The 23,047-nt window shown below is 33.0% G+C and carries 23 protein-coding genes and 2 pseudogenes; 7 read left to right on the top strand and 18 right to left on the bottom strand.

Annotated elements, in window-relative coordinates:
• Positions 1–225: 225 nt before the first annotated feature.
• The 7 genes from murA to mlaF are packed head-to-tail and all read right to left on the bottom strand — an operon-like array spanning position 226 to position 4,944.
• Positions 226–1,509 carry a UDP-N-acetylglucosamine 1-carboxyvinyltransferase gene (murA, locus tag ACFQ02_RS03630; protein ID WP_380819455.1) on the bottom strand — a complete coding sequence of 428 codons (1,284 nt, stop codon included), beginning with the start codon at positions 1,507–1,509 and terminating at the stop codon, positions 226–228.
• Between the two features lie 25 nt (positions 1,510–1,534).
• Positions 1,535–1,786 carry a BolA family protein gene (locus ACFQ02_RS03635; protein ID WP_380819457.1) on the bottom strand — a complete coding sequence of 84 codons (252 nt, stop codon included), beginning with the start codon at positions 1,784–1,786 and terminating at the stop codon, positions 1,535–1,537.
• Positions 1,786–2,142, bottom strand: coding sequence for an STAS domain-containing protein (locus tag ACFQ02_RS03640; RefSeq protein WP_380819461.1), 357 nt, complete (start codon positions 2,140–2,142; stop codon positions 1,786–1,788). The genes ACFQ02_RS03635 and ACFQ02_RS03640 overlap by 1 nt, the downstream gene beginning before the upstream one ends.
• Positions 2,143–2,145: 3 nt before the next feature.
• Positions 2,146–2,793, bottom strand: coding sequence for a phospholipid-binding protein MlaC (gene mlaC, locus ACFQ02_RS03645; protein WP_380819463.1), 648 nt, complete (start codon positions 2,791–2,793; stop codon positions 2,146–2,148).
• Between the two features lie 41 nt (positions 2,794–2,834).
• Positions 2,835–3,332, bottom strand: coding sequence for an outer membrane lipid asymmetry maintenance protein MlaD (gene mlaD / locus ACFQ02_RS03650; protein WP_380819465.1), 498 nt, complete (start codon positions 3,330–3,332; stop codon positions 2,835–2,837).
• 35 nt (positions 3,333–3,367) lie between these two features.
• Positions 3,368–4,153 (bottom strand): lipid asymmetry maintenance ABC transporter permease subunit MlaE, encoded by a 786-nt coding sequence (gene mlaE, locus ACFQ02_RS03655; RefSeq protein ID WP_380819467.1) that lies wholly within the window; start codon positions 4,151–4,153, stop codon positions 3,368–3,370.
• On the bottom strand, positions 4,150–4,944 hold the full coding sequence (gene mlaF, locus ACFQ02_RS03660) for a phospholipid ABC transporter ATP-binding protein MlaF (protein WP_380819469.1): 795 nt from the start codon (positions 4,942–4,944) through the stop codon (positions 4,150–4,152). The genes mlaE and mlaF overlap by 4 nt, the downstream gene beginning before the upstream one ends.
• Positions 4,945–5,219: 275 nt before the next feature.
• Between mlaF and lptC the strand changes: the two genes are divergently transcribed.
• The 5 genes from lptC to rapZ all read left to right on the top strand — a co-directional run bounded on the left by lptC (position 5,220) and on the right by rapZ (position 8,564).
• On the top strand, positions 5,220–5,792 hold the full coding sequence (gene lptC / locus ACFQ02_RS03665) for an LPS export ABC transporter periplasmic protein LptC (RefSeq protein ID WP_380819472.1): 573 nt from the start codon (positions 5,220–5,222) through the stop codon (positions 5,790–5,792).
• Positions 5,779–6,309 carry a lipopolysaccharide transport periplasmic protein LptA gene (gene lptA / locus ACFQ02_RS03670; protein ID WP_380819474.1) on the top strand — a complete coding sequence of 177 codons (531 nt, stop codon included), beginning with the start codon at positions 5,779–5,781 and terminating at the stop codon, positions 6,307–6,309. Before lptC ends, lptA begins: the two co-directional genes overlap by 14 nt.
• 12 nt (positions 6,310–6,321) lie before the next feature.
• A complete protein-coding gene (gene lptB / locus ACFQ02_RS03675) occupies positions 6,322–7,047 on the top strand; it encodes an LPS export ABC transporter ATP-binding protein (protein ID WP_380819476.1) in 726 nt (241 codons plus the stop codon).
• A gap of 15 nt (positions 7,048–7,062) precedes the next feature.
• Complete coding sequence (gene ptsN / locus ACFQ02_RS03680; protein WP_380819478.1) at positions 7,063–7,623, top strand: PTS IIA-like nitrogen regulatory protein PtsN; 561 nt, start codon at positions 7,063–7,065, stop codon at positions 7,621–7,623.
• An 83-nt stretch (positions 7,624–7,706) separates the two neighbouring features.
• Positions 7,707–8,564 carry an RNase adapter RapZ gene (rapZ, locus tag ACFQ02_RS03685; RefSeq protein ID WP_380819480.1) on the top strand — a complete coding sequence of 286 codons (858 nt, stop codon included), beginning with the start codon at positions 7,707–7,709 and terminating at the stop codon, positions 8,562–8,564.
• Between the two features lie 121 nt (positions 8,565–8,685).
• Here rapZ and ubiD read toward each other — a convergent pair whose 3' ends face one another.
• Positions 8,686–10,155: a 4-hydroxy-3-polyprenylbenzoate decarboxylase gene (ubiD, locus tag ACFQ02_RS03690; protein WP_380819482.1), complete on the bottom strand. Its 1,470-nt coding sequence runs from the start codon at positions 10,153–10,155 to the stop codon at positions 8,686–8,688.
• A 151-nt stretch (positions 10,156–10,306) separates the two neighbouring features.
• On the opposite strand from ubiD, the gene smpB reads away from it, so the two are divergent.
• Positions 10,307–10,786, top strand: coding sequence for an SsrA-binding protein SmpB (gene smpB / locus ACFQ02_RS03695; RefSeq protein ID WP_380819484.1), 480 nt, complete (start codon positions 10,307–10,309; stop codon positions 10,784–10,786).
• A 43-nt stretch (positions 10,787–10,829) separates the two neighbouring features.
• On the top strand, positions 10,830–11,717 hold the full coding sequence (locus ACFQ02_RS03700; protein WP_380819486.1) for an endonuclease/exonuclease/phosphatase family protein: 888 nt from the start codon (positions 10,830–10,832) through the stop codon (positions 11,715–11,717).
• Here the strand turns inward: ACFQ02_RS03700 and ACFQ02_RS03705 are convergent.
• The 10 genes and pseudogenes from ACFQ02_RS03705 to ACFQ02_RS03745 all read right to left on the bottom strand — a co-directional run bounded on the left by ACFQ02_RS03705 (position 11,701) and on the right by ACFQ02_RS03745 (position 23,028).
• Positions 11,701–12,051: a RidA family protein gene (locus tag ACFQ02_RS03705; protein ID WP_380819489.1), complete on the bottom strand. Its 351-nt coding sequence runs from the start codon at positions 12,049–12,051 to the stop codon at positions 11,701–11,703. The genes ACFQ02_RS03700 and ACFQ02_RS03705 overlap by 17 nt on opposite strands.
• A 540-nt stretch (positions 12,052–12,591) precedes the next feature.
• A complete protein-coding gene (locus ACFQ02_RS03710; RefSeq protein WP_380819590.1) occupies positions 12,592–13,467 on the bottom strand; it encodes an AAA family ATPase in 876 nt (291 codons plus the stop codon).
• Positions 13,434–14,762 carry an AAA family ATPase gene (locus tag ACFQ02_RS03715; protein ID WP_380819491.1) on the bottom strand — a complete coding sequence of 443 codons (1,329 nt, stop codon included), beginning with the start codon at positions 14,760–14,762 and terminating at the stop codon, positions 13,434–13,436. Before ACFQ02_RS03715 ends, ACFQ02_RS03710 begins: the two co-directional genes overlap by 34 nt.
• Before the next feature lie 32 nt (positions 14,763–14,794).
• Positions 14,795–15,583: pseudogene (locus ACFQ02_RS09300) on the bottom strand (restriction endonuclease subunit S); the annotation flags it as partial.
• Positions 15,572–16,042 (bottom strand): annotated as a pseudogene (locus tag ACFQ02_RS09305) (restriction endonuclease subunit S); the annotation flags it as partial. The pseudogenes ACFQ02_RS09305 and ACFQ02_RS09300, both read right to left, overlap by 12 nt.
• Positions 16,043–16,133: 91 nt before the next feature.
• Positions 16,134–17,090 (bottom strand): class I SAM-dependent DNA methyltransferase, encoded by a 957-nt coding sequence (locus tag ACFQ02_RS03725; protein WP_380819496.1) that lies wholly within the window; start codon positions 17,088–17,090, stop codon positions 16,134–16,136.
• A gap of 1 nt (position 17,091) precedes the next feature.
• Positions 17,092–17,649: an Arm DNA-binding domain-containing protein gene (locus ACFQ02_RS03730; RefSeq protein WP_380819498.1), complete on the bottom strand. Its 558-nt coding sequence runs from the start codon at positions 17,647–17,649 to the stop codon at positions 17,092–17,094.
• A gap of 385 nt (positions 17,650–18,034) precedes the next feature.
• Positions 18,035–20,209, bottom strand: coding sequence for an AAA family ATPase (locus tag ACFQ02_RS03735; RefSeq protein ID WP_380819500.1), 2,175 nt, complete (start codon positions 20,207–20,209; stop codon positions 18,035–18,037).
• A gap of 26 nt (positions 20,210–20,235) precedes the next feature.
• Entirely contained in the window at positions 20,236–21,909 is a 1,674-nt protein-coding gene (locus ACFQ02_RS03740; protein ID WP_380819501.1) for an AlwI family type II restriction endonuclease, read from the bottom strand.
• Between the two features lie 123 nt (positions 21,910–22,032).
• Complete coding sequence (locus tag ACFQ02_RS03745) at positions 22,033–23,028, bottom strand: phage integrase (RefSeq protein WP_380819504.1); 996 nt, start codon at positions 23,026–23,028, stop codon at positions 22,033–22,035.
• Between the last annotated feature and the right edge of the window lie 19 nt (positions 23,029–23,047).

Here is a 23,047-nt window from a genome sequence, read left to right on the forward strand (position 1 = left end):
AAAATGAGAACAACCGCAAAATAGTTTAATTTCACGGAAGTTGTTCATCATTTAGTCTGATTTCAAATTTAAAGGCTTTGCGTACTAGCATTACACAAAGCTAGACTAGTTACATTTGAAATGGCTCTATACTTATACCTTATATCTCAGTTAGTTAGAGCGTAAATAAATAAGACTCGAAAAAATTAACCGTTTTTGACCGCACTTTTAATGAGAAGCAACATTTTATGCTATTGTCTCATTTTCATTACTAGAAAAACGCTCAATCCTTGCTCCTAAACAACGCAATTTTTCTTCAATATGTTCATAACCTCGATCAATATGATAAATACGATCAACAATTGTTTCACCGCTGGCAACACAGCCCGCTAGAACCAAGCTAATAGAAGCCCGTAGATCTGTTGCCATCACTTCTGCCCCGCTTAAAGATTCTACCCCTTGACAAACAGCAGTGTTACCTTCAACCTCTGCTTTTCCTCCCATACGAATAAGCTCTGGAATATGCATAAAACGATTTTCAAAAATTGTTTCTGTAATAATTCCTGTTCCCTGTGCTACCATATTAAGTAAAGTAAACTGTGCTTGCATATCTGTAGGAAACCCTGGGTAAGGCGAAGTCCGAATGTTGACTGCTTTTGGTCTACGCCCAAACATATTCAACGTAATACTATCTTCTGTAACGTCAATTTGAGCCCCCGCTTCTCGTAGCTTGTCAATCACGGCATCAAGTGTATCTGCTTTAGTATTTTTACAACAAATACAACCACCAGAAATAGCTCCAGCAACTAAAAAAGTACCTGTTTCAATTCGATCTGCTACAATGCGATGTTCTCCACCACCGAGTTTTTCTACACCTTCTATACTGATAGAGTCTGTTCCTGCACCAGAAATTTTCGCACCCAATGTATTAAGAAAAACCGCTGTATCAACAACCTCAGGTTCTCTCGCAGCATTTTCAATTACCGTTGTACCTTTAGCCAAAGTTGCCGCAATCATAATAGATAAAGTTGCTCCTACGCTTACTTTTTCCATTACGATTCGAGTCCCTTTCAATCGTCCATCAACTGTTGCTTTGACATATCCATCTGCTAAACTAATTCTCGCTCCCAAACGCTCTAAACCACTAATGTGCATATCCACTGGTCTTGCTCCAATAGAACAACCACCAGGTAAAGAAACTTGTCCTTGATTAAAACGAGCAACCAAAGGTGCTAATGCCCAAATTGATGCACGCATAGTTTTCACCAATTCATAAGGGGCAATAAAATGATCGACGTTTGAAGCATCTAAATGAACAGCACCTTGTTCATCACGTTCCACTATTACGCCTAAACGACGTAAAATTTCAAAAGCTGTATCAATATCTTTAAGTTCTGGCACATTTGTTAATGTAACAGGTTTTTCTGCTAAAATTGCAGCAAATAAAATAGGTAATGCCGCATTTTTTGCTCCTGAAATATTTACTGTACCATCTAAGCGAGATTGTCCATAAACACGAAATTTTTGCATAATTTAATTGTCCACAACTTAATAATTACAGGTTAAACAAGCGTTCTCGCTTCCATTTTTCTTTAGTAAAAGTTTTAATAGTGAGAGCATGAATTTCTCCACTTGCGAAATAATCCATCAAAGGAGCATACACAGTTTGTTGTTGTTTCAATCTTGACAGTGCAGCTATCTCATCACTGACGACAATCACGCCGAAGTGCGAATTCTCACCTTGCACATAAACTTCATCAAGATTTAAAGATTGTTTCAAAATTTGTTCAATTTTTTCGGTATCCATTAATAATCTGTTCCGTTATGTTGTAAAAAAGGGCTTAACCAACAAGATAAGCCAAAAAGATCTGCCAACGTAAGTAGTTGAGAGGGGGCATTAATTATTTTTTGTCCATAGATGTGCTGGTTTTGACAATAGTGAATGAAATCACATAATAATGCAAAACCTACACTATCGATACGCTCTAGTGCAGCTAGATCCCAACTGATTTGACGATTTGCAATATTCTGCACTGACAAAAGTTCAGAACGCTGTTGCCATAGGAGCAGTAATCTTGCAACTGATAACTGCCCTTTGAGACGAATGATGATTTTATCATCATTTTGCTCCAAATCCCATGCTAACTTTTGCTCCTGATACATCGATTATTTACCTAAAGTCACGGCTACATCTGCTGCTTTTTTCACTTGTTTAGTCAAGGCTTCAATTCCATCTTTACGTAAAATACCGCTCCATTCTTGCTTTTTAGTTTCAACCATACTTACGCCCTCTGCAGCCATATCATAAACTTGCCATTGACCAGTTTTGCTATTCTTACGCCAGAAAAAATTTAAATTAATTGGTGCTGTATTTTTTCCCGCTAAAACTTTGACCCGAATACTCACTTGATTATCAGCAACATTTTTCGGATTTTCAATTTGAATTTGTTGATTTTTATAAAGCGTCAATGCCTGTGCATAAGATTGCTCAATAAACCGTTCAAACTCAACAAAAAAAGCTTGTCTTTGTTGTGGTGTAGTACTTTTAAAGTACTGTCCTAAAACTAGCGATCCCGCGTAATTTACATGTACATAAGGCATTAAATGTTGCTTAACTAATGTTTTTAAAAAATTTGGATCTTGTTGAATTTTGCTTTGATGAACAGCGATATCACCAAACAATCGATCTGATGCTTGTTGCATTAATACATATGGATTATCTTGAGCAAAGGCCTGAACAGCAAAAAGTGCGGTAATAACCGCTATTATTTTTGCTAATCCGTTAGTTAATTTTGACTTGATATTTTCCAACATAATTTACTCCTATTGTTGAATTTATTTAATTTCTACCGCACTTATTCTGCGACATCATTTTTTTCACTTTTATTTTTATCACCATATAAAAACTGCCCAACCAAGTCTTCTAAAACCATTGCAGGCTTCGTATCCACAACTTTACTTCCCTCTTTGAGCATTTGTGTTGTTTCTCCGTCATCAAAACCAACGCTAAGGGAAATATATTGTTCCCCCAATAAACCTGAGGTTTTAATTGATAATGAACTATTATCTGGTAATTGATTATATCGCTTATCTATAGCTATTTTAACTTCTGGTAAATAAGTTTGTGGATCAAGCTCAATCGCAGTTACTCGTCCAATTACAACACCTCCTATCTTTAAAGGAGCCCGTACTTTTAGACCACCGATGTTATCAAAAGTAGCTCTAATCTCATAAGATTCAGATTTACTTAGTCCTTGTACATTCGCAACTTGTAATCCTAAAAAAATACAAGCCACAATAGAAGTTAGTAAGAATAATCCCACCCAAAATTCGTATTTTACTGTTTTTCGCATAAATTACCTTATATCTATACTTTTATATTTCTAATTTAGTGACCGCCAAACATCAACGCAGTCAGTATAAAATCTAATCCAAGTACAGCTAATGACGCATGTACTACTGTTTTTGTTGTAGCTTTGCTAATGCCTTCTGAAGTTGGAATACAATCATAACCATTAAATAAAGCGATCCAGACAACTACAACAGCAAAACACAGACTTTTAATAAAGCCATTAAATAAATCATATCCCCAGCGTACTGCATTTTGCATCACAGACCAAAAACTACCAGCGTCTACTCCTTTCCAGTCAACGCCAATTAACGAACTACCCCAAATGCCAATTGCCGTAAAAATAATAGCCAATAGTGGCATAGCGATCACACCAGCCCAAAAACGAGGGGAAATAATTCGCCTTAATGGATCAACTGCCATCATCTCAAGACTAGAAAGCTGCTCTGTCGCTTTCATTAAGCCAATTTCTGCCGTCAACGCTGAACCTGCTCTTCCAGCAAATAAAAGTGCGGTAACAACTGGACCTAATTCTCGTAACAATGACAACGCAACTAATTGTCCTAAACTAGTTTCAGCGGCAAAATCCACTAACACTACATAACCTTGCAATCCTAACACCATGCCAATAAATAACCCTGATAGCATAATGATAAGCATTGATTGCACGCCTAAAACATAAAGTTGTTTAATTAACAAAGGAAAATGCTTTCTTATTTGAGGCTTACCAATCAGAGCATGCCACAACATAAAACCAGCTCTACCTAAAGTGAGACAAAATTTAACCGCACTTTGTCCTACTCTAGAAATAAAATTCACAATCATGCAAATAACTCCTGCATATAATCCTGAGCGGGGTAATGAAAATGCACAGGTCCATCAGCTTCCCCTTGAATAAACTGTACCACTCGTGGATCTCGACTTGCAATAAGTTCTGATGGCGTACCTTTTGCAATCACTTTTTTATCTGCAATAATATAAGCATAATCTGCAATACTAAAAACTTCTTGTACATCGTGAGTCACTACAATAGAGGTAAGCTGCAAAGCTTCATTCAATCTTTTTATTAAACTCACAATTACGCCCATACTAATTGGATCTTGTCCCGTAAAGGGTTCGTCATACATAATAAGTTCAGGATCTAAAGCTATTGTTCTCGCTAAAGCCGCTCTTCTTGCCATACCTCCAGATAATTCCGACGGCATTAATGATGCAGCACCTCGTAATCCAACAGCTTCTAATTTCATCAAAACTGTTTTACGAATTAACGCTTCAGGTAAATTTGTATGTTCTCTCAATGGAAAAGCAACATTGTCGAAAGTCGTCATATCAGTAAACAATGCACCAGATTGAAACAACATGCCAATTCGTTTTCGAGCTTGATACAATTGTGAACGAGACATTTTGCAAATATCTTGTCCATCAAATAAAATCTGCCCTTGCTCAGGAAGTAGTTGCCCACCGATTAACTTCAGCAACGTCGTTTTACCAATTCCTGATGGTCCCATTATCGCTGTAATCTTACCCTGTTCAACTTGCAAATTAAGATTATCGTAAATAATTCGTTCGCCACGTTTAAATGTAAGGTTCTTGACTTCAATCAAGTAGCTACTCATAAAATCTTCTTACTTACTGTTTTGCTTAGCATAAAATGAATGTGTGATTCTTTCATGAATGCCTAAACAATGTCAAATTATATCCATTGAATATTGCATAATATTTTCTTTACTCAACAACTATAACTCTCTGACCATATTTTACTGCAAATGTTCAAAATCGTCTTTTTCATGCTAATTTCTCACCGCACTTTCATTTTTGCAATTCCTGAACATACAAATTTTTTATGTTATAATGCTTGCCAATTTTTATTGAAAAAAACGATTTTAGGTCTATGAACATCCGTTTGAACATCATTTTATTACTTGTTGTGCTAGTACTATCCACTTGGTTTTACCAGCTCAATAAAAAAGATGATAAAAACTTAAGCTATTTGATCAAATCTCAAGATGCTCCCGAATACGTTGGACAACGTATGAAAACGCTAATTTATTCACCTACTGGGAAAAAACAGTATGCAGCTCAAGCAGATAAAGTCGCCTATTTCCATTCAGATAAACACACTGAGTTTACTTATCCTGTAGTGTACCTTTTTGACTTAGAAGACGAAAAACTTGGCAATCAAAGTTGGAAAATTAGTGCAGATAAGGCTAAAATCACACAAAACGACATGCTGTACTTAGAAGGGAATGTAGTGGCAGAAAATCTTTTACCTCATTCTCGCCTACAGAAATTGGCAACTCAAAGTGCGGTAGTAAATTTAAAAACACAAGATATTAGCTCAGATACTACGGCAACTATCAGTGGATTAAATTTCAACTCAACTGGCTCAAAACTAGTCGGTAACCTACAAAAACAGATTGCTACACTGAAAGAACAAGTGAAAACACATTATGAAATTAAATAGACTATTATTACTCTCCACATTGATTAGCTTGTCATTTTCTGCAAACGCACTAAAAAATGATACTCAGCAACCAATTAATATTGAATCAGACAAACAGTCATTAGATATTGAACACAATCGTGTTATGTTCAATGATAATGTTGTGATTACACAAGGTTCTATTTTAATTAAAGCAGATAAAGTAATCATTATTCGCCCATCTGAAAATTCAACAAACCAAAAAAAGAATAATCAGAAAGAAACTGTAGAAGCTTTCGGCAAACCTGTTGTTTTTTCTCAATTATTAGATAATGGCAAACCTGTAGAAGGTAGAGCAAATAAAGTTCATTATAATTTAGGAACTGAATTTCTCACTTTAACTGGAAATGCACAACTTAAACAAGCTGATAGCAAAATTAGTGCTAACGTCATTACTTATGATGTAAAAAAACAACAACTTAAAGCAACTAGCAATGGAAAATCTCGAGTAAAAACTGTGCTTATTCCAAGTCAATTAAATAATCATAACAAAAAATAGGATTGCTCATTTATGTCTATTTTATATGCTGAAAATCTAGCCAAAAGTTATAAAAATCGTCAAGTGGTTTCAGATGTAAGCCTACAAGTCAACGCCAATGAAATTGTAGGTTTACTTGGTCCAAATGGAGCTGGAAAAACTACAACTTTCTATATGGTTGTCGGCTTAGTACGTCACGATCAAGGAAAAATTCGCATTGATGATGAAGACATTAGCTTATTACCTATGCACAAACGAGCTCAACGTGGAATTGGTTATTTACCACAAGAAGCTTCCATTTTTAGACGCCTAACTGTTTATGATAATTTAATGGCAGTATTAGAAATTCGCAAAGATCTAAATCATCGACAACGATGTGAAAAAGCGGATCAATTAATCGAAGAATTCAATATTGAGCATATTCGAAATAATCTAGGGCAATCTTTATCTGGTGGAGAAAGACGCCGTGTTGAAATCGCTCGAGCTTTAGCAGCCAATCCAAAATTTATTTTACTTGATGAACCTTTTGCTGGTGTTGATCCTATTTCAGTGATCGACATCAAAAAAATCATCATGGATCTACGAGATAGAGGGCTGGGAGTACTTATCACTGATCATAACGTACGTGAAACGCTAGATGTATGCCAGCGTGCTTATATAGTAAGTTCAGGCAAAATGATTGCTAGTGGTACACCATTAGAGGTGATGAATAATCAACAAGTAAAACAAGTTTATCTAGGCGAACAATTTAAGCTATAACCAATAGATATTGTGATGAAATTTACCGAACTACTGACACTTGAAAATATCCGTCAAGGATTGATTTGCTCCAGTAAAAAACATGTTTTTGAAGTAATTGGACGAATTATTGCACCTGAATTAGAAGATCAAGAATTAGACTGCGAATGTTGCTTCCATTCTTTATTTAGCCGTGAAAAATTGGGCAATTCAGGTTTAGGAAACGGAATAGCAATGCCAAAAGGCAGGTTAATTGATGGTGACAGCCCTATAGCTGTTTTTTTACAATTGAGTAATCCTGTCGATTATGATGCGGCTGATAAACGAGAAGTTGATCTTGTGTTCGCTTTATTAGTTCCTAGTGAAGTTTGTACAACTTTTTCGCAATCTGTACTTCCTCAATTAGCAGAAAAATTAACAGATAAAACACTCTGCAAACAACTTAGAGCAGCACAAAGTGCGGAGGAAATTTGGCAAATTTTTGAATATGCTGATTTGCATAATCAAAGCGAGGAAGAAAGTGAAGTCAAAAACGAAAAAGAAGAAGAAGTACTAGAGCAATCAGAAGAAATCGCAGAATTAAAATTGACTGAATAGCAAATAGCACTTAACAATAAAACGACAGTTCTTCTCTGATTTTTAATTACTCATAAAAAATAACCATAATTAAAGGAGCAACTATGGAGATTATCATTATCAGCGGACGTTCAGGAGCAGGTAAGTCTGTAGCATTACGAGCCTTAGAAGATATTGGTTATTATTGTGTAGATAATTTACCCATTGATTTACTACCGCACTTTGCTGATATATTAGCACCGAATCAATCTTCTGTTGCAATTAGTATTGATATTCGTAATCTTCCCAATAATCCTGCTGTTTTAGAATCATTGCTTGCCCAACTTCGTCAACAACATCAGATTAAAATTATTTTCCTAGACACTGATAGCACCACCTTAATCAGACGCTATAGTGATTCTCGACGCTTACACCCTCTTTCAATGCAGAATCTATCCTTAGAGGAAGCGATTAAAGCAGAAAGCAACTACTTAGAACCTCTTGTTCAACATGCTGACCTCACTATAGATACCACTCAATTATCCACACATGAACTCGCTGAATCTCTTCGCCGTTTTCTACTTGGTCAAGGAAAAAAAGAACTAAATATCGTAATTCAATCTTTTGGTTTCAAACATGGACTGCCGCTTGATGCAGACTATGTCTTTGATGTGCGTTTTCTGCCAAATCCTCATTGGGTGCCAAACTTACGTCCACTAACAGGATTAGATCAGCCCGTCGCCGATTTTCTTAGCAAATATCCCGAAGTTAATCATTTTATTTATCTAACACGCCATTACATCGAAACATGGTTACCCATGCTTGAACAAAATAATCGCAGTTATCTGACGATTGCAATTGGTTGCACAGGTGGAAAACACCGCTCTGTTTACATTGCTCGCCAACTTGGTGAATATTTTCAGGCAAAAGGCAAAAAAATAAAAATACAACATAAGTCATTAAAACAAGTTAATCAAGCCTAATCACCACGTTAAGCAACTTAAAAGTGCGGTAAGTTTTTAACAAATTTGTGATTACTAAAATAGCAAATAATAAAAATTCTATAAAAAACTTACCGCACTTTATTCATTTGGTGATTTTTATTTAATCAAAAATCCCCAAACTTTGCCAAATTTCATCAATCCTTTTCACTACTTTCGGATCTTTTTTAATTGGCACACCCCATTCTCGTTGCGTTTCTCCTTGCCATTTATTGGTAGCGTCGATCCCCATTTTTGAACCTAAACCTGCAACAGGCGAGGCAAAATCTAAGTAATCAATTGGGGTGTTTTCAATAATAGTACAATCTCTGGCGGGATCACTACGAGTGGTAATTGCCCAAATTACGTCTTGCCAATCTCGTGCATTAATATCATCATCACACACAATGACAAACTTAGTGTACATAAATTGACGCAAAAACGACCACACGCCCATCATTACTCGTTTAGCATGCCCTGCATATTGTTTTTTAATTGTGACCACAGCTAAACGGTAAGAACAGCCTTCAGGCGGTAAATAAAAATCGACAATTTCAGGAAATTGTTTTTGCAAAATAGGAATAAAAACTTCATTTAACGCTTCACCTAATACAGCTGGTTCATCAGGCGGTCTGCCTGTATAAGTAGAATGATAAATCGGCTCTTTTCGCATTGTTATATGAGTAACCGTAAATACAGGAAAATACTCTTGCTCATTATAATAGCCTGTATGATCCCCATAAGGTCCTTCGAGTGCGGTCTCATTAGGATCAATATAGCCTTCCAACACAATTTCTGCCCCTGCTGGAACATCTAAATCATTACTAATCGATTTCACAACCTCTGATTTGTGTCCCCTCAGCAACCCTGCAAAAGCGTATTCCGACAAACTATCGGGAATAGGAGTTACCGCAGCTAAAATCGTAGCAGGATCTGCACCTAATGCTACAGATACAGGAAAAGGTTGATCTGGATTTTGTTGCTTCCATTCTTGAAAATCTAATGCACCACCACGATGCGATAACCACCGCATAATTAATTTATTTTTAGCAATTAATTGTTGCCGATAAATGCCTAAATTTTGCCGTTTTTTATGTGGTCCTTTTGTAATAGTCAATCCCCAAGTCACTAACGGTGCAACATCGCCTTGCCAGCAATGCATAATAGGTAATTTGTATAAATCAACTTCATCTCCTTGCCACAACACTTGTTGACAATCGGCTTTACTTAACACTTTAGTTGGCATATTTAGCACTTGCTTAAACTGAGGTAATGTTGACCATAAATCTTTAAAGCCTTTTGGCGGTTCTGGTTCTTTCAAAAAAGCAAGCAATTTACCCACTTCTCGCAAGGCAGATACATCATGCTGCCCCATTCCCATCGCAACTCGTTTTGGTGTGCCGAATAAATTGCATAACACAGGAATATCAAAACCTTTTGGATTCTCAAATAACAACGCAGGTCCACCTAATCGCAAAGTGCGGTCGGCAATTTCCGTCATTTCCAAATAAGGATCAATTTGCTGAGAAATTCGCTTTAACTCGCCTTGTTGTTCTAATAAGTTCAAAAACTCTCGCAAATTTTTATATTTCATCTTATTCCAACCTAAATTTCAGAAAAACTTACCGCACATTTTGAGCAACAACAATGATAAAGGCAAGAAGTTTTATTGATTTTGTCGTTTTGCTATCTATATCGATATTGAGTAAAATAGACGGAACTCCAGCAACATTCTAAGATTATTTATGGCAAAGAAAAAATTAAAACCTACATCAAATACTATCGCTTTAAACAAACGAGCAAGACATGACTATTTTATCGAAGAAGAAATTGAAGCAGGTCTTTCATTGCAAGGTTGGGAAGTAAAATCCATGCGAGCAGGTAAAGCAAACATCAGCGATAGCTATATTATTTTCAAGCAAGGGGAAGCCTATTTATTCGGTGCAACTATCCAACCTTTAAGCGTTGCTTCTACTCACATTATTTGTGACCCCACTCGCACTCGTAAATTGCTATTAAACCAAAAAGAATTGTCTTCTTTATTCGGCAAAGCTAACCGCGACGGCTACACTATTGTAGCACTTTCTCTGTATTGGAAAGGGGCATGGGCAAAAATTAAAATCGGATTAGCAAAAGGGAAAAAACAACACGACAAACGAGAAGACATCAAAGAAAGAGAATGGAAACTCACTAAAAATCGTATTATGAAAAATGCGAATCGATAAATAGTGTTTAATTGCAGTTATCACTTTTGGAAATAAATCATCAATGAACAAATGGAATAAGTTTACAAAAACAATTTTTATTGGCTTATTACTCCTATTATTAGCGATAATAGGCTTATTTTTCACCATTGAGATCTATGATCCACCTAAAATTCGTTTTATCACTTCTAACGAACAATCTTATCAAGCAGAAAACCACTTTTCAGGGTTACAATGTTTTCGCCACGAAGGACAAATTCCACTAATTGATCAAACAACTTTCCGTCTTTTAGTCTGGAATTTGCATAAAGGACAGGATCAAGATTGGCAATTGGCATTAAAAGATTTTTCACAAAAACGGGATTTACTGTTTTTACAAGAAGTAAGCGATAAACAAAAACTCCCGAGTATGTTTTCATCTGAATTTTTTACCTCACTTTATGTGTCCGCTTTTTCTTATCTAGGGCAACAATCAGGTGTACTACAATTAGCAAAATTTGTTCCCCAACTTTACTGCTCTGGTGCTTCCATTGAGCCTTGGATTCGCATTCCTAAAGTAGGTAGTGCAATGATTTTTCCTTTAGCAAATGGGCAAACCTTAATGGCGATCAATTTACATTTAGTCAATTTTGAATTGAATCCAAAACATTACTCGCAACAATTAGCAACAATGATGAATTTGATTTCCCATCATCAAGGCCCAATTATTTTAGCGGGTGATTTTAATGCATGGAATAAAAAACGACTAACATTATTAAAACAACTTGCTAGCGAGCAAGGACTACAAGAAGTTTCCTACTCACCTGATGTGCGGTTACGATTCAGTAATAATCCTCTTGACTGGGTATTTGTCAGAGGATTTCAAGTTAATCAAGCAACGACAATAGAAACTACTAGCTCCGATCATAATCCATTGCTATTAGAATTAGAATTAATTACACCACCGCAGTAATCACAATTTCTACTTTCCAATCAGGATTAGCAAGTTTCGCTTCTACTGTAGCACGGCTTGGCGGTTGATTAGAATCAACCCATTCATCCCACGCCTGATTCATCAAATCGTAATCTTGCATATCGGCAAGAAAAATTTGAGCATTCAAAATTCGGCTTTTGTGCGAACCAATTTCTGCTAATAATTTATCAATTAACGCCAACACTTCTTTACTCTGAAAATACGCATCAACTTGCGTATTTTCTGCCACTTGCCCCGCAAAATACGCAATATTTTGATAAATACTCACTTCAGATAAGCGACCATTGGCTTGAATACGTTGAATTTTCTGCATTGTTACTCTCCATAAAAAATAAAATAATTTAAAGGCTAAAAGCAAAGTTAAATCTCAATAAACACTTCTACAATTTATATTAAGCAAATCTTTTAATTTAGTTATTTTTAATTTATTTTGAATTAATGCCATTTGTTATTTCCCCCAATTTTTTATTCAAATAATTTTACTATCAATAATCTATCCTCCACTATTTCGACAAAAGCCTCCCACCAAAACGATGGAAGGCTTCCTAAACAATTTATCTAAATTCAACAATTCCCTTTTAAGCATACTTTATAGGACTTTTTAGTATCAAAATAACATCACTGAAACTCACTATTTTCAACTGTTTTATAACAGTATCGTATTAGTTACTGTTACTGTTACTGTTACTGCTACTCCCACTCTTCTTTTTCAACTGTTCAATGCGTGAAAAAGCGTTCAAAATAAAGGCTTTTAGTTTTTTGAGTATGGGTAAATTCTTTTAATTTAGGGTTGTTTTTAAGTTTTTTTACCCGTTCCAGTCCCAGTTCCAGTTAAATTAGGATGAAAATTTTACTAAACTGTGGATTCCTTAGTCCAATAATTATTAAAATGCTCTACCGCATTCATTTTAATGAAACATTCTTTCATTATATTAATAATTTTAACCTTATCTATTCCGCCTAAGTCTGCTTCTAAGTCTTCTATTGAGTGAGAATTAACATTAAATAGTTTTACTGCTCCTTCAACACTGCCTAACATCTTGTTTTTATTTTCTGCAGGAATAGAGTTAAATTTAGTAAAAGTTTCTATAATTCTACGAATTGGATTAAGTAGCATGGTTTCACAAGGAGCACTATCATAAAGAAACTCTAGTTCTTTCCATAAAGCTTCATAATTAGTTTTAAAATCTTCCTTTTTATCTGTCAATTTTTTTATTTCGATCTTTACCCCATTTGATACTAATCTATAAAATGTATGTTTTTTATAACTATCATATGGATATTTAACATTTAAGTAAAAGTGATTATTGTGGGTCATTATCAATAATTTGTCTTGATCTTTTAGGCGTTTAACTAAATTATTTAATTCCTCAATAATTAAATATTGCATAGTATCATCATTTGAAGTCATTGGGTCATCAAAAATAATAATTTTATTATTTAAATTTTTATTATTTACTTCATCAAGTTTTAAAATAAAGTATAAAAAGGCAATAATATTTTTTTCTCCCAATGACAATTCAGTAATTTTTCTAATTTCTTTCGTATTTTTGCATCTAACCTTATAATGACCCTGGTTATCTTCATTTATATGTTCTAAAGTAAAATTAACATAAAGCTTTAGTTTGCCATTTATTTTATCAGCTAGAATTTTTTCATTTTTTGTTCCTGATTGCAAACTTGATATATTAGTTTCTAAGTCTTGTATTTCTTTTTTGATATTATCAATTTCTTTTTTTCAAGCTCACTATTTTTAGCAGAATATTCCCCCTCTAATTTATCTCTCTCCGAAACCTCTTCATTATATTTAAATGAATCTATATATTTTTTTATTTCATTATATCTAAGTTCATCTCTAGCCTGTTTTTGCTTTGTTTTTAAATCGCTAATATTATTTTTATCTACAAGTCCATTATACTTATCAACTTCCTCTTTAAATTGGTGAGGGATCGTTATTCCTACAGTCTTACATTCTTCAAATAAATATTTTGACTTATTATCCGTTGCCTCTTTTAGAGTATTTAGAAATTTAAGAACTTCTTCTTTTTTGCTGTTAAAACTTACTATAACTTGATTAACTTCAACCAAATATTCTGGATAAAAATCACTAGTACTTAAGTGAACTTCCTTAATATTGTTAATAGTATTATTTAAAATATTAATATGTGAGTTTATTTCTTTTTTAAATTTATCTACATCATCAGCAGAAAAATATCTTTTTAGTTTTTCATATCTTTCTTTTGAAACGGCATTTCCACAAAAAGCACAGTTATTATTAATAGCATGTATTTTTAATCCTTGCTCTGCAAAATCTCTTTTTAAAGGATTCCCTAAAAATTCTGGAATTATTACTTGTTCTTCTACTTTTTTTAATAATAAAGTATTTGTAAAATCTAATAAATGATTTAGCTCTATTTCTTTATAAGAAATTCTTGTAGCAGTTTTTACATCTGTTTTTATAAGTGTTTCACGACTTTTAATTTCCTCATTTGTAAGACTTTTAGCTTTACCTATTTCATCTTTAAAATTATTAATATTGTAATTTGTTGATGCTACTTGAGGATTAGTTATATTTTTTATTTTACTAGCTGCTTTAGTACAAAAATTATTAATCTTATTTGTTTGTTCTTGATAATAATTTTTACTATTCTCTACTTCTTGCCATAGGTTGTTAGGTTTCTCTTCTGATTTTTGAGTTTCTTTTTCAAGTTTTTTAATTTCTTTTACTTTTTCACTGATTTGATCTTCTAAAGATTTTATTTGGTTATTTATTTCATTGTTTTCTTCACCTAATACAACTGCATTTAGTTTTTCATCTTCTCCTAAAATATCATCAAAACCTTGAAAACAACTAACATCAAAATCTTTCATTTGAGATTCTTTCATTTGAGATTTAAATAAAGAAGTCAATGTAGATTTACCTGTCCCATTTTTCCCAAAGATAAAAGTTAATTTTTTATCGATTATCAACTCATCTTGTCCAAATATTCTAGTTTTTGTTAAATCTAATTTTATATCACTCATCAATATCTCCTCAATATAAATTAAATTTTAAGCTCTTCGCAAAGTGGTAAAAGTTCTTCTATTTTAGCAACTATTCTTTTTTGTTCCTCTAGTGGTGGGGGGGGGATTAATAAACTAGAAATACTACTACTATTTAATGTATTCCCTTTAATAGCTTTCTTACTATCTCCCCATTGTGTTATAAGCGGTAAAATATAAAATAAATAATTTCTTAAAGAATAATTTTTATCAATGTATGGGTATATAGATATGATTGCTTCATTATGCACTGCATCTATATTTAAAATAGATGTTCTCCCAACTGTAAGTTTAAAACTCATAAGAAGAGTTCCTTTTTTTGAAACATTAATAAATTTTTCATCTACTGCTTCTTGACACACACTTTCTTTTGTATAATTTATCTCTCCATAATCTTTCATATCAGATATTGATACCCAAGGCATATCTTCTCCCCACCATTTAAATTCAGATCTAGGAGGAGTTTTCCCCATTATATGATTTATTAAATTACCCAGCCTACACCACTTCCAAGTCTTAGGTATTTCAAATGGTATTTCATCTTCTTTAATTTCCGGCAGTGGTTTTTGTTTTTTGATTTTACCTTCTTTAATGAGTCTTTGTTTTTCTTCTTGTATTTGATTGAAAAGCTTCTCTGCACTTCCTTCTTCTTTTCTTTGCTCTACTAGTTTTCCTTGTATGGCGTATTGTAAAATTGATTTTTTTATATCTTCTGGAAATTTTGCATTTAGTTTTTCAAGTTCGTTATAAAATGCAGCATAATCTTCAACAAGTGGTAAAAGTTCCTCGATTTTAGCGACAATTCTTTTTTGTTCCTCTAGGGGTGGGAGGGGGATTAAAAATTTCATTAAATCTCTAGCACCTAAATTAGGCTGAACTGATCCGTTATTATATTTATTTATATCTAATTTAAATAAACTAGTATCAAAATAAACTGAAATATAATTAATAATTATGTTTTCATTTATAAAAATTTTTATTATTACAAGCGATGACGCTATAGCTCCTGTTTCAAATGGATAGATACAATTTTTACCTAAAGATCCTCTTATGCAGACAACTAAATCATTTTTTTTTAATTTACCATCTCTTAATAAGTCATATTGATGTTGTGATAGATATAAAAGATTATCTTTTGTAATAGTATTATCCTTAATATTAATAGCACTGATAAATGGAATATCTCCTATTGGTGTTAATTTATCTTTAGATGGATAATTTTTTCCTCTATCTCCATTTACTAACCTAGTTATCTCCCCCAACCTACACTATTTCCAGTTCTTAGGTATTTCAAAAGGAATTTCATCTTCTTTTATTTCCAGCAGTGGTTTTTGTTTTTTGATTTTGCTTTCTTTAATCAGTCGTTGTTTTTCTTCTTGTATTTGCTTGAAATGGGAAAAAGCCTTGAATTGATTTATCTTCTTTTCCACCGTAAGGAGGGTTCATTAGGATAACATCAAATTTATCATCTTCTGTATAGTCTAGCAAATTATTTTTTAAAGAGTTTGTATGATAAATATTAGGCACTTCAATATCATGTAAGAGCATATTTGTTACACAAAGAAGATATGGAAATGGCTTTTTTTCTATTCCGTAAATACTATCATCAAACATTCTTTGTTCTGAAATATCTGTTACTTGTTTAGAAAGCTCATTAAGATAAGATGTAATAAAACCTCCTGTTCCACAAGCAAAGTCCGCCATTTTTTCACCAAGTTTTGGTTTTATCATCTGTGCCATGAATTGTATAACTGCTCTTGGTGTATAAAATTCACCAGCAGATCCTGCTGATTGAAGTTCTCTTAATATTTCTTCATAAACAAATCCAAAAGCATGGCTTTCTTTTACATCATCAAATTCTATTTCATCAATAATATCTATAACTTGACGAAGATAGACACCGTCTTTCATGTAGTTGTTTGCATCTTCAAAGGTATCTTTTACAATACTTTTTTTAATTGGAGTATTAGGATTTACACTTATACCTTTATAGATAATTTTATCTCCTTCTTTTATATCATTTCCTTTTAAAACTGGAAATAAAGTATTATTGATAAAATTTAAAAGTTCATCACCTGTCTTTGCGTGGCCATTTTCATCTTTTTTTGCCCAGTTTCTCCATCTTAAATCTTCTGGAATAATTGATTCGTAATTATCTTCATTTAATTCCCAATCATCTTCTTTTGTATCATAGACTTTTAAAAATAGCATCCAAACCATTTGCTCTATTCTTTGAGCATCGCCATTAATACCGGCGTCCATTCTCATAATATCTCTTATTCTTTTTATAAATCCTGACTGCATTGCCATACTAACATACCCCTATATCATAATATAAATTCAATTCTAATTTTCTTATTGCTGTAAAATATTCTTCTTTGCCCCCAAATAAACTAACAATTTTTGAAGGTTTCCCAAAATCAGAAAACTCCGAAAGAGAAAGGACTTTAATATCCTCTACTTCTGTAATTCCTTTATTCATATACTTATCTAAAAGTATTTCTAAAACTTTTTGGGCGTCTTTAGAATATTTATTAAAGAAATCTTTCTTTTTAACTCTATCCACTCTTTCTTTTCTAGTTAATGGTTTTTTCCCATAGGCAATAGTAGCCTTTCGTAGGTCTCTTGTGCTTTCTGCAAAATCAGTTTCAGCAATATAGCGTATGGCAAAGTCTTCAAAACGTTCTGCATTCTGAATAGAATTTTTAAATTTTCGCTTTTCGCTAGCAGGAGAAATTCCTTCGCTCACAAGCTTTCTTGCTTCATTAAGTTTTTCTCGTGCTTCAGATAACGTGAAGCCGTCACCACCATATTTACCAATAGATAAAGTTTCTCTACGTCCATTGATACGATAATCATAACGAAACATTACCGTGCCAGTAGTTGAAACAACAACATACAATCCGTCTCTATCGGGTACTTATTAGAGCTTATCTTTCGATTTTAAAGATTTGATTTTACTATCAGTTAGCATAACATTCTCCAATACCGTCAGGGAAATGAACTACCTAGAAAAATAGAGAAAAGCCTAGAAACAAATAAAGCCTTGATAATCAAGGCTTTAAATGAAATTTGAAATAATTAGAAATGAGCTGAAACAGCTAATTTTTACTCCCACTCGATATGTCCATTGATATTATTTTGTATAAATGCCATAAAATCAAGGCTTTTGTTATCAGCTTTAGCCTTATTATCCGTTTTATTTCTGTTTATCTGATTTTTTGCAAGCATATTGCAAGCATAAAGTCAAAGATCTATAATTTGTTTACAAAAGCTAAAATATCTGTTTTCTCCTTTCCCAACATATGATCAGTAATGTCAATTGCCGGCTGGAAAATACTCATATTCCCCTCAAAATGATTAAATTCATTCAACAAAGTTTTCTTTGTTGTAAGAAAAACTCTATTTTTTATATCATCACTATTTTTACTATTTTCAGGAAAAGCTTTTGAAATTATCTGTCCAAGTTGTTTAGCTCCATTCTTACTTTCAGTATCTATGTTATACTTCGACACTAATTTTTTCTCTATCAATAATCTTAAAAACAAATAAGTAAATGAATGTACTAGCGTACGATTTAATAATGGATATTTCTCTTTATCAACAATTTCCTTTCCATCAACAGTTTTATTCAACATATCATCAACATTCACTTTATAATTATTAGGAATTATATTATTCTTGTTCCCGAATAACTTTATATAACACTCTGCTATATCAACTGTATTTGTTTTATATCCATGCATTAATTGAGTTAGATTTTCTTTAATATCATTATTATTAATAATTGTTGAATATCCTCTCATAAAAGGAATTAACGAAATCAAAAATAATTCTACATCTTTTATATGTTCATAAATCTTTTCTCTAAATGTTTTTAACAACTCATCAAGGTTAATAAGCATATCACGTTCATCAGAATTTAATGCTATAAACCCATTTTCTTCATTCTCTGTGTTATTGAATAAAAATAACTTAAAGCATTTTTTAAATTGTCCATCTAAAAGTCTTAATAGATCTACATTATGAGTTAAAATAACCCTTTTCTTATTCTGTAATATCTTAACTATTGCATAAGCTATTTTATTTTTATAAATAGAATCAAAGCTAGAAATAGGATCATCTAGTATTATAATTGGTTTGTCAGAGTTTTTTGCTTTCAAAAATTCAAATGTTAACGATAGAAAATTTTGTTCTCCTGAACTTAATGGCAATTCTTCTCTGTTAATCCCAAGAAAAGCCTTATTCTCTAAAACAATTTTTATATTCTTCTTATCATCTCTAATTATCTGCAGCTTCTTACTCATATTGTTACTGATAATCTGCTCAATATATAAAAAATCTTCCTCTGTAATATCTGGCTTCTGATTTATCAATTTTTTATATTCTTCATTTTTTATCTTTATCTCAGAAGATTTATAAAGTTGTACCAATTCCCTTATTACCTTGTTCGCAAATATATTCTTATATTCTTTAATCGACTCTTTAAGTAACAAAACATCACTCAAATTCCCTGTTTCAATTGCACCTAGCATAATATCCTTTATTCTAAACGGATCTTTTTCACTTATATTAGCAATTATCTTTTCAACAATTTTTTTAGTCTTTACATCTAATGTCTTTATAATTTCTTCCTTATTTTTGGATTTTTTATTTAATAAATCTTCAGAATCAATTCCATTTGAATCACAAACTATACACTGGTCTTTGTAACTGAAACGTGAAAGTATCTTTATGGCTTCTGTATTCTCCTCTATTTCCTTAATGTGAGAATTATTAGCTAACTTACTTGTATCTATCGTTTCAATTTCAGTAATAAGGGGATTCTTTTCTGATAAATCAGAAATGATATAATCTAGCTTGGCCTGTTCATAGTCAGGAATGGTTATTTGAGTATGCTTGTCCAATTCCAAAATATAAGTATCCACGCCAGTTTTAGAGCCTTTAGTTCTGTTGTTCATTAAATCTTTAATTATATTTTGAATACTTGTCCATTCAGAAAAGCAATCTATCGATTTACTACTGCTTGAAGATACACTGTAATTACTTTTTAAGATAGAAATACTTTCAGTGCAAAGTCTATTATACTCATTTGCTATATATTCCTGTAATTCAAATTCTTTTTTTATGTCATCTCCTAATAAAAAATCTTTCGTTTCCCCTTGTATGATATTTCTGTTATTTTGATCGTTAATCACAAAAAATTGAGAACCATCCGTATACTCCTTCCCATCATAAGTATACTTTACTTTTGTTCCCTTTTCGGATGATAAAACCTTTACTAAACTTGTTTTACCAGTTCCATTAGGACCATAAATTACAGAAATTCCTTCTCTGGAAAAATCTATTTCATTATTTCTAGTTAGCCTTTTATAATCTGATACAAAAATATCTTCATTTTCAATTTTTTCAAAACTAATCTTTGCCACCTTTATTCCTCCTAAAACTATAAATATTATGCCTTATACTCTCCCGTAGCCTCTTTTATCATCCCATCATGCCAATCTAAAGTCTCTAACGGCATTTCATGGTATTTATCAAACACTTCATACAGATACTTATACTTAACCTTATTTTCAATTATTTTCTTAAGAGAATCTGTGTCCATTGAAATAATCTTCATACCTGTAATAGTTTCTTCATCTCTGGTGTATGGAATTATCTTTCTATATCTAAAATCTGAGATTACATTTTTATCTAAGTATGTGCTTACAAATAGGCTGTAATCAAACGGATTATTAAATCTAATCCTATAATCTCCTAAATGTCTTGAAACAGGCTCCATTTCCATTCTTCTTTGATTATTTCCATCTGCAAGGGTTGCTTCAAGCAATAATGAATGTTTTGGATAAGAGGTACACGCTTCATATTCATATATAATGTCTGCATAACCTCCAGCTGCATGTGTCTTAGGCAATAAATTAGCTTCTAATGATAACTTCATGAAGTCCAAAATATTCCCTTGTCTTTCACTTACTTTATACCATATTATTCCCAAAATATATTCAAAGATAGTTGGTATTGCAGCCTCATCTGTAACAAGTTCTTCAATCCTTTTATCATCACGTTTCTCAAAACAATTTAGTAACTCTATAAGCACAGAATCGTTAAATTTCTTATCAATCAAAGTGTTAAATCTTCTGTATCGTTCATCATTTACATAAGTTGCAGCTTGTTCCGGACTCTTAATTGTAATTCCTAAATCTTTACTTAAAGCTGCATATACTTTGCTAATATCTAACTTGAATGCTTCTGATATAGTTTCAAGTGGGGTATCAGTCCTGAGATTATTATCTCTACTAAAAGTTTCTGTATACAGAACATCAATAATTTCTTTAAAATAATACTTTGGAATCATATCCAACTTAATCATACGATCTTCAAAAATTAGAGTATCTGTAATATTAAAATATCTTCTATTTAAATCAAAATAATCAGATAAAGTCGCCATTGCTTTAAAAACATGTAAATATTTGAAAAAAACTTCTTTTAGTTCTGTCTCATTTTTACAGTTTATAAATGGGCATAGCTTATTAATTGAAGACTTCCCATTTTTTCTTACAACACCAATATTGGTTGTTTTAAATAGTAAACTTCTCCACAATGTTCCAGGTTTTTGATTTATATTCTTTGCAGAATTTAATAGTGATTCATAAACACTTTCGCCATCAAGAAATACCTTCTTTAAATTCTCATATAATTTATAGTACGGCTTGTCATAGCTTCTGCTTTTACGATTCATTCCCACTAAACATATTAGATTTTCATCAACATCAGAGGCTATAAATTCTTCTTGTGCAAGTTTATAGTTATCCATTTGCATAAGCCTCTTATAAATTATTTCTTCCGGCAAAATTTTACCTTCTCGATATAATTTAATATCCGATATGATTTGTTTTGCACTTTCGTCATCTCTAATTAGCGGAACAAAATAAGTAAACTCGTCATAACTTAAAAACTCAAGTTCCGTCAGGCACTTTACAACCGCAATAAACGGTCTAACGATACTACCACTTACATATATACTTGTTTTAAGAAGCTGTTTTAGATAGATAAAGCTATCTCTATTAATATTAAACACATTATTGGTTTCAAAATCCCCACTACTTGTTATTTTAAGAACTCCCACACCACCCAAACCACAAAACAAACAGAACAAAACGAGGTAAAACAACGGATTACAAAAACAGAAAAGACAAAACAAGCACAAGCCAACAAGAAAAAACAGCCACTAAACAGCCACTAAAAAATACTAAATTGGGTTAATTTGAGAAGATTTAGCAAGCGGATTGAACGCCGTTGCCGTCTCCAAATGGTCAGGGGCAAAATGAGCATAAATCATCGTCATATTGACAGACGAATGACCCAAAATATCACGCAGAACTAAAATATTGCCACCGTTTATCATAAAATGACTGGCAAACGTATGTCGCAAAACGTGAGTACTCTGATTATCACGCAATTTAATACCAGCGTTTTTAACCGCACTTGCAAATTGATGCCGAGAAACATCAGGGAACACCAAACCGCCACCGCCTAACAACGCCGAAAGCTCATCATACAATTCTGCCGAAATTGGCACCGCCCTATTTTTACCGCTTTTCGTTTTTGAAAACACCACTTTACAAGGCAACACACGATCCGCCGTCAATCCCTCAATCTCGCCCCACCTTGCTCCAGTAGATAACGCCAATTTCACCGCCATTAACAAATCAAGTGAAATTTCCGCACAAGCAAACAGCAACCGCTCAATTTCATCATCATTCAAAAACCGCACCTCAAGCTCCTTAGTTTTCAATTTTCGCAACTTAGCCAACGGATTAACATCCCACTTATCAAACCGAATCAACGTATTAAACACCGACTTCAACAGCCTCAACTCCAAATTAGCCGTATTAACATTAATCTGTGCTAACCGCTTCGCACGATACTCAACAAACAGAGACGCCGAAAATTTAGCAGCCAACGGATCGCCACATTCAACCGCAATCGCTTTCAACCGCCTAAAAATATAACGCCCTCTAGCTAAATACTGACCGTGCAAAAAATACCATTCATTAATCAATTCAGACAACCGCAAACGGCTCACAGGTTCAACCGCACTTTTCTCAATCAGACCTTTCTTCCCCTCATTAAAAAAAGCCGTTGCAGCCGTCTTAGTATCAAACCACCGCCGAACACGTTTACCGTCAAGATAAAACTCCGCCAACCACTTATTATTTTTACTACTATCACGACGCACGCCCATACAACACCCAATCAAATAA

Source organism: Seminibacterium arietis (assembly GCF_042675725.1).
Classification (GTDB): Bacteria; Pseudomonadota; Gammaproteobacteria; order Enterobacterales; family Pasteurellaceae; genus Seminibacterium; species Seminibacterium arietis.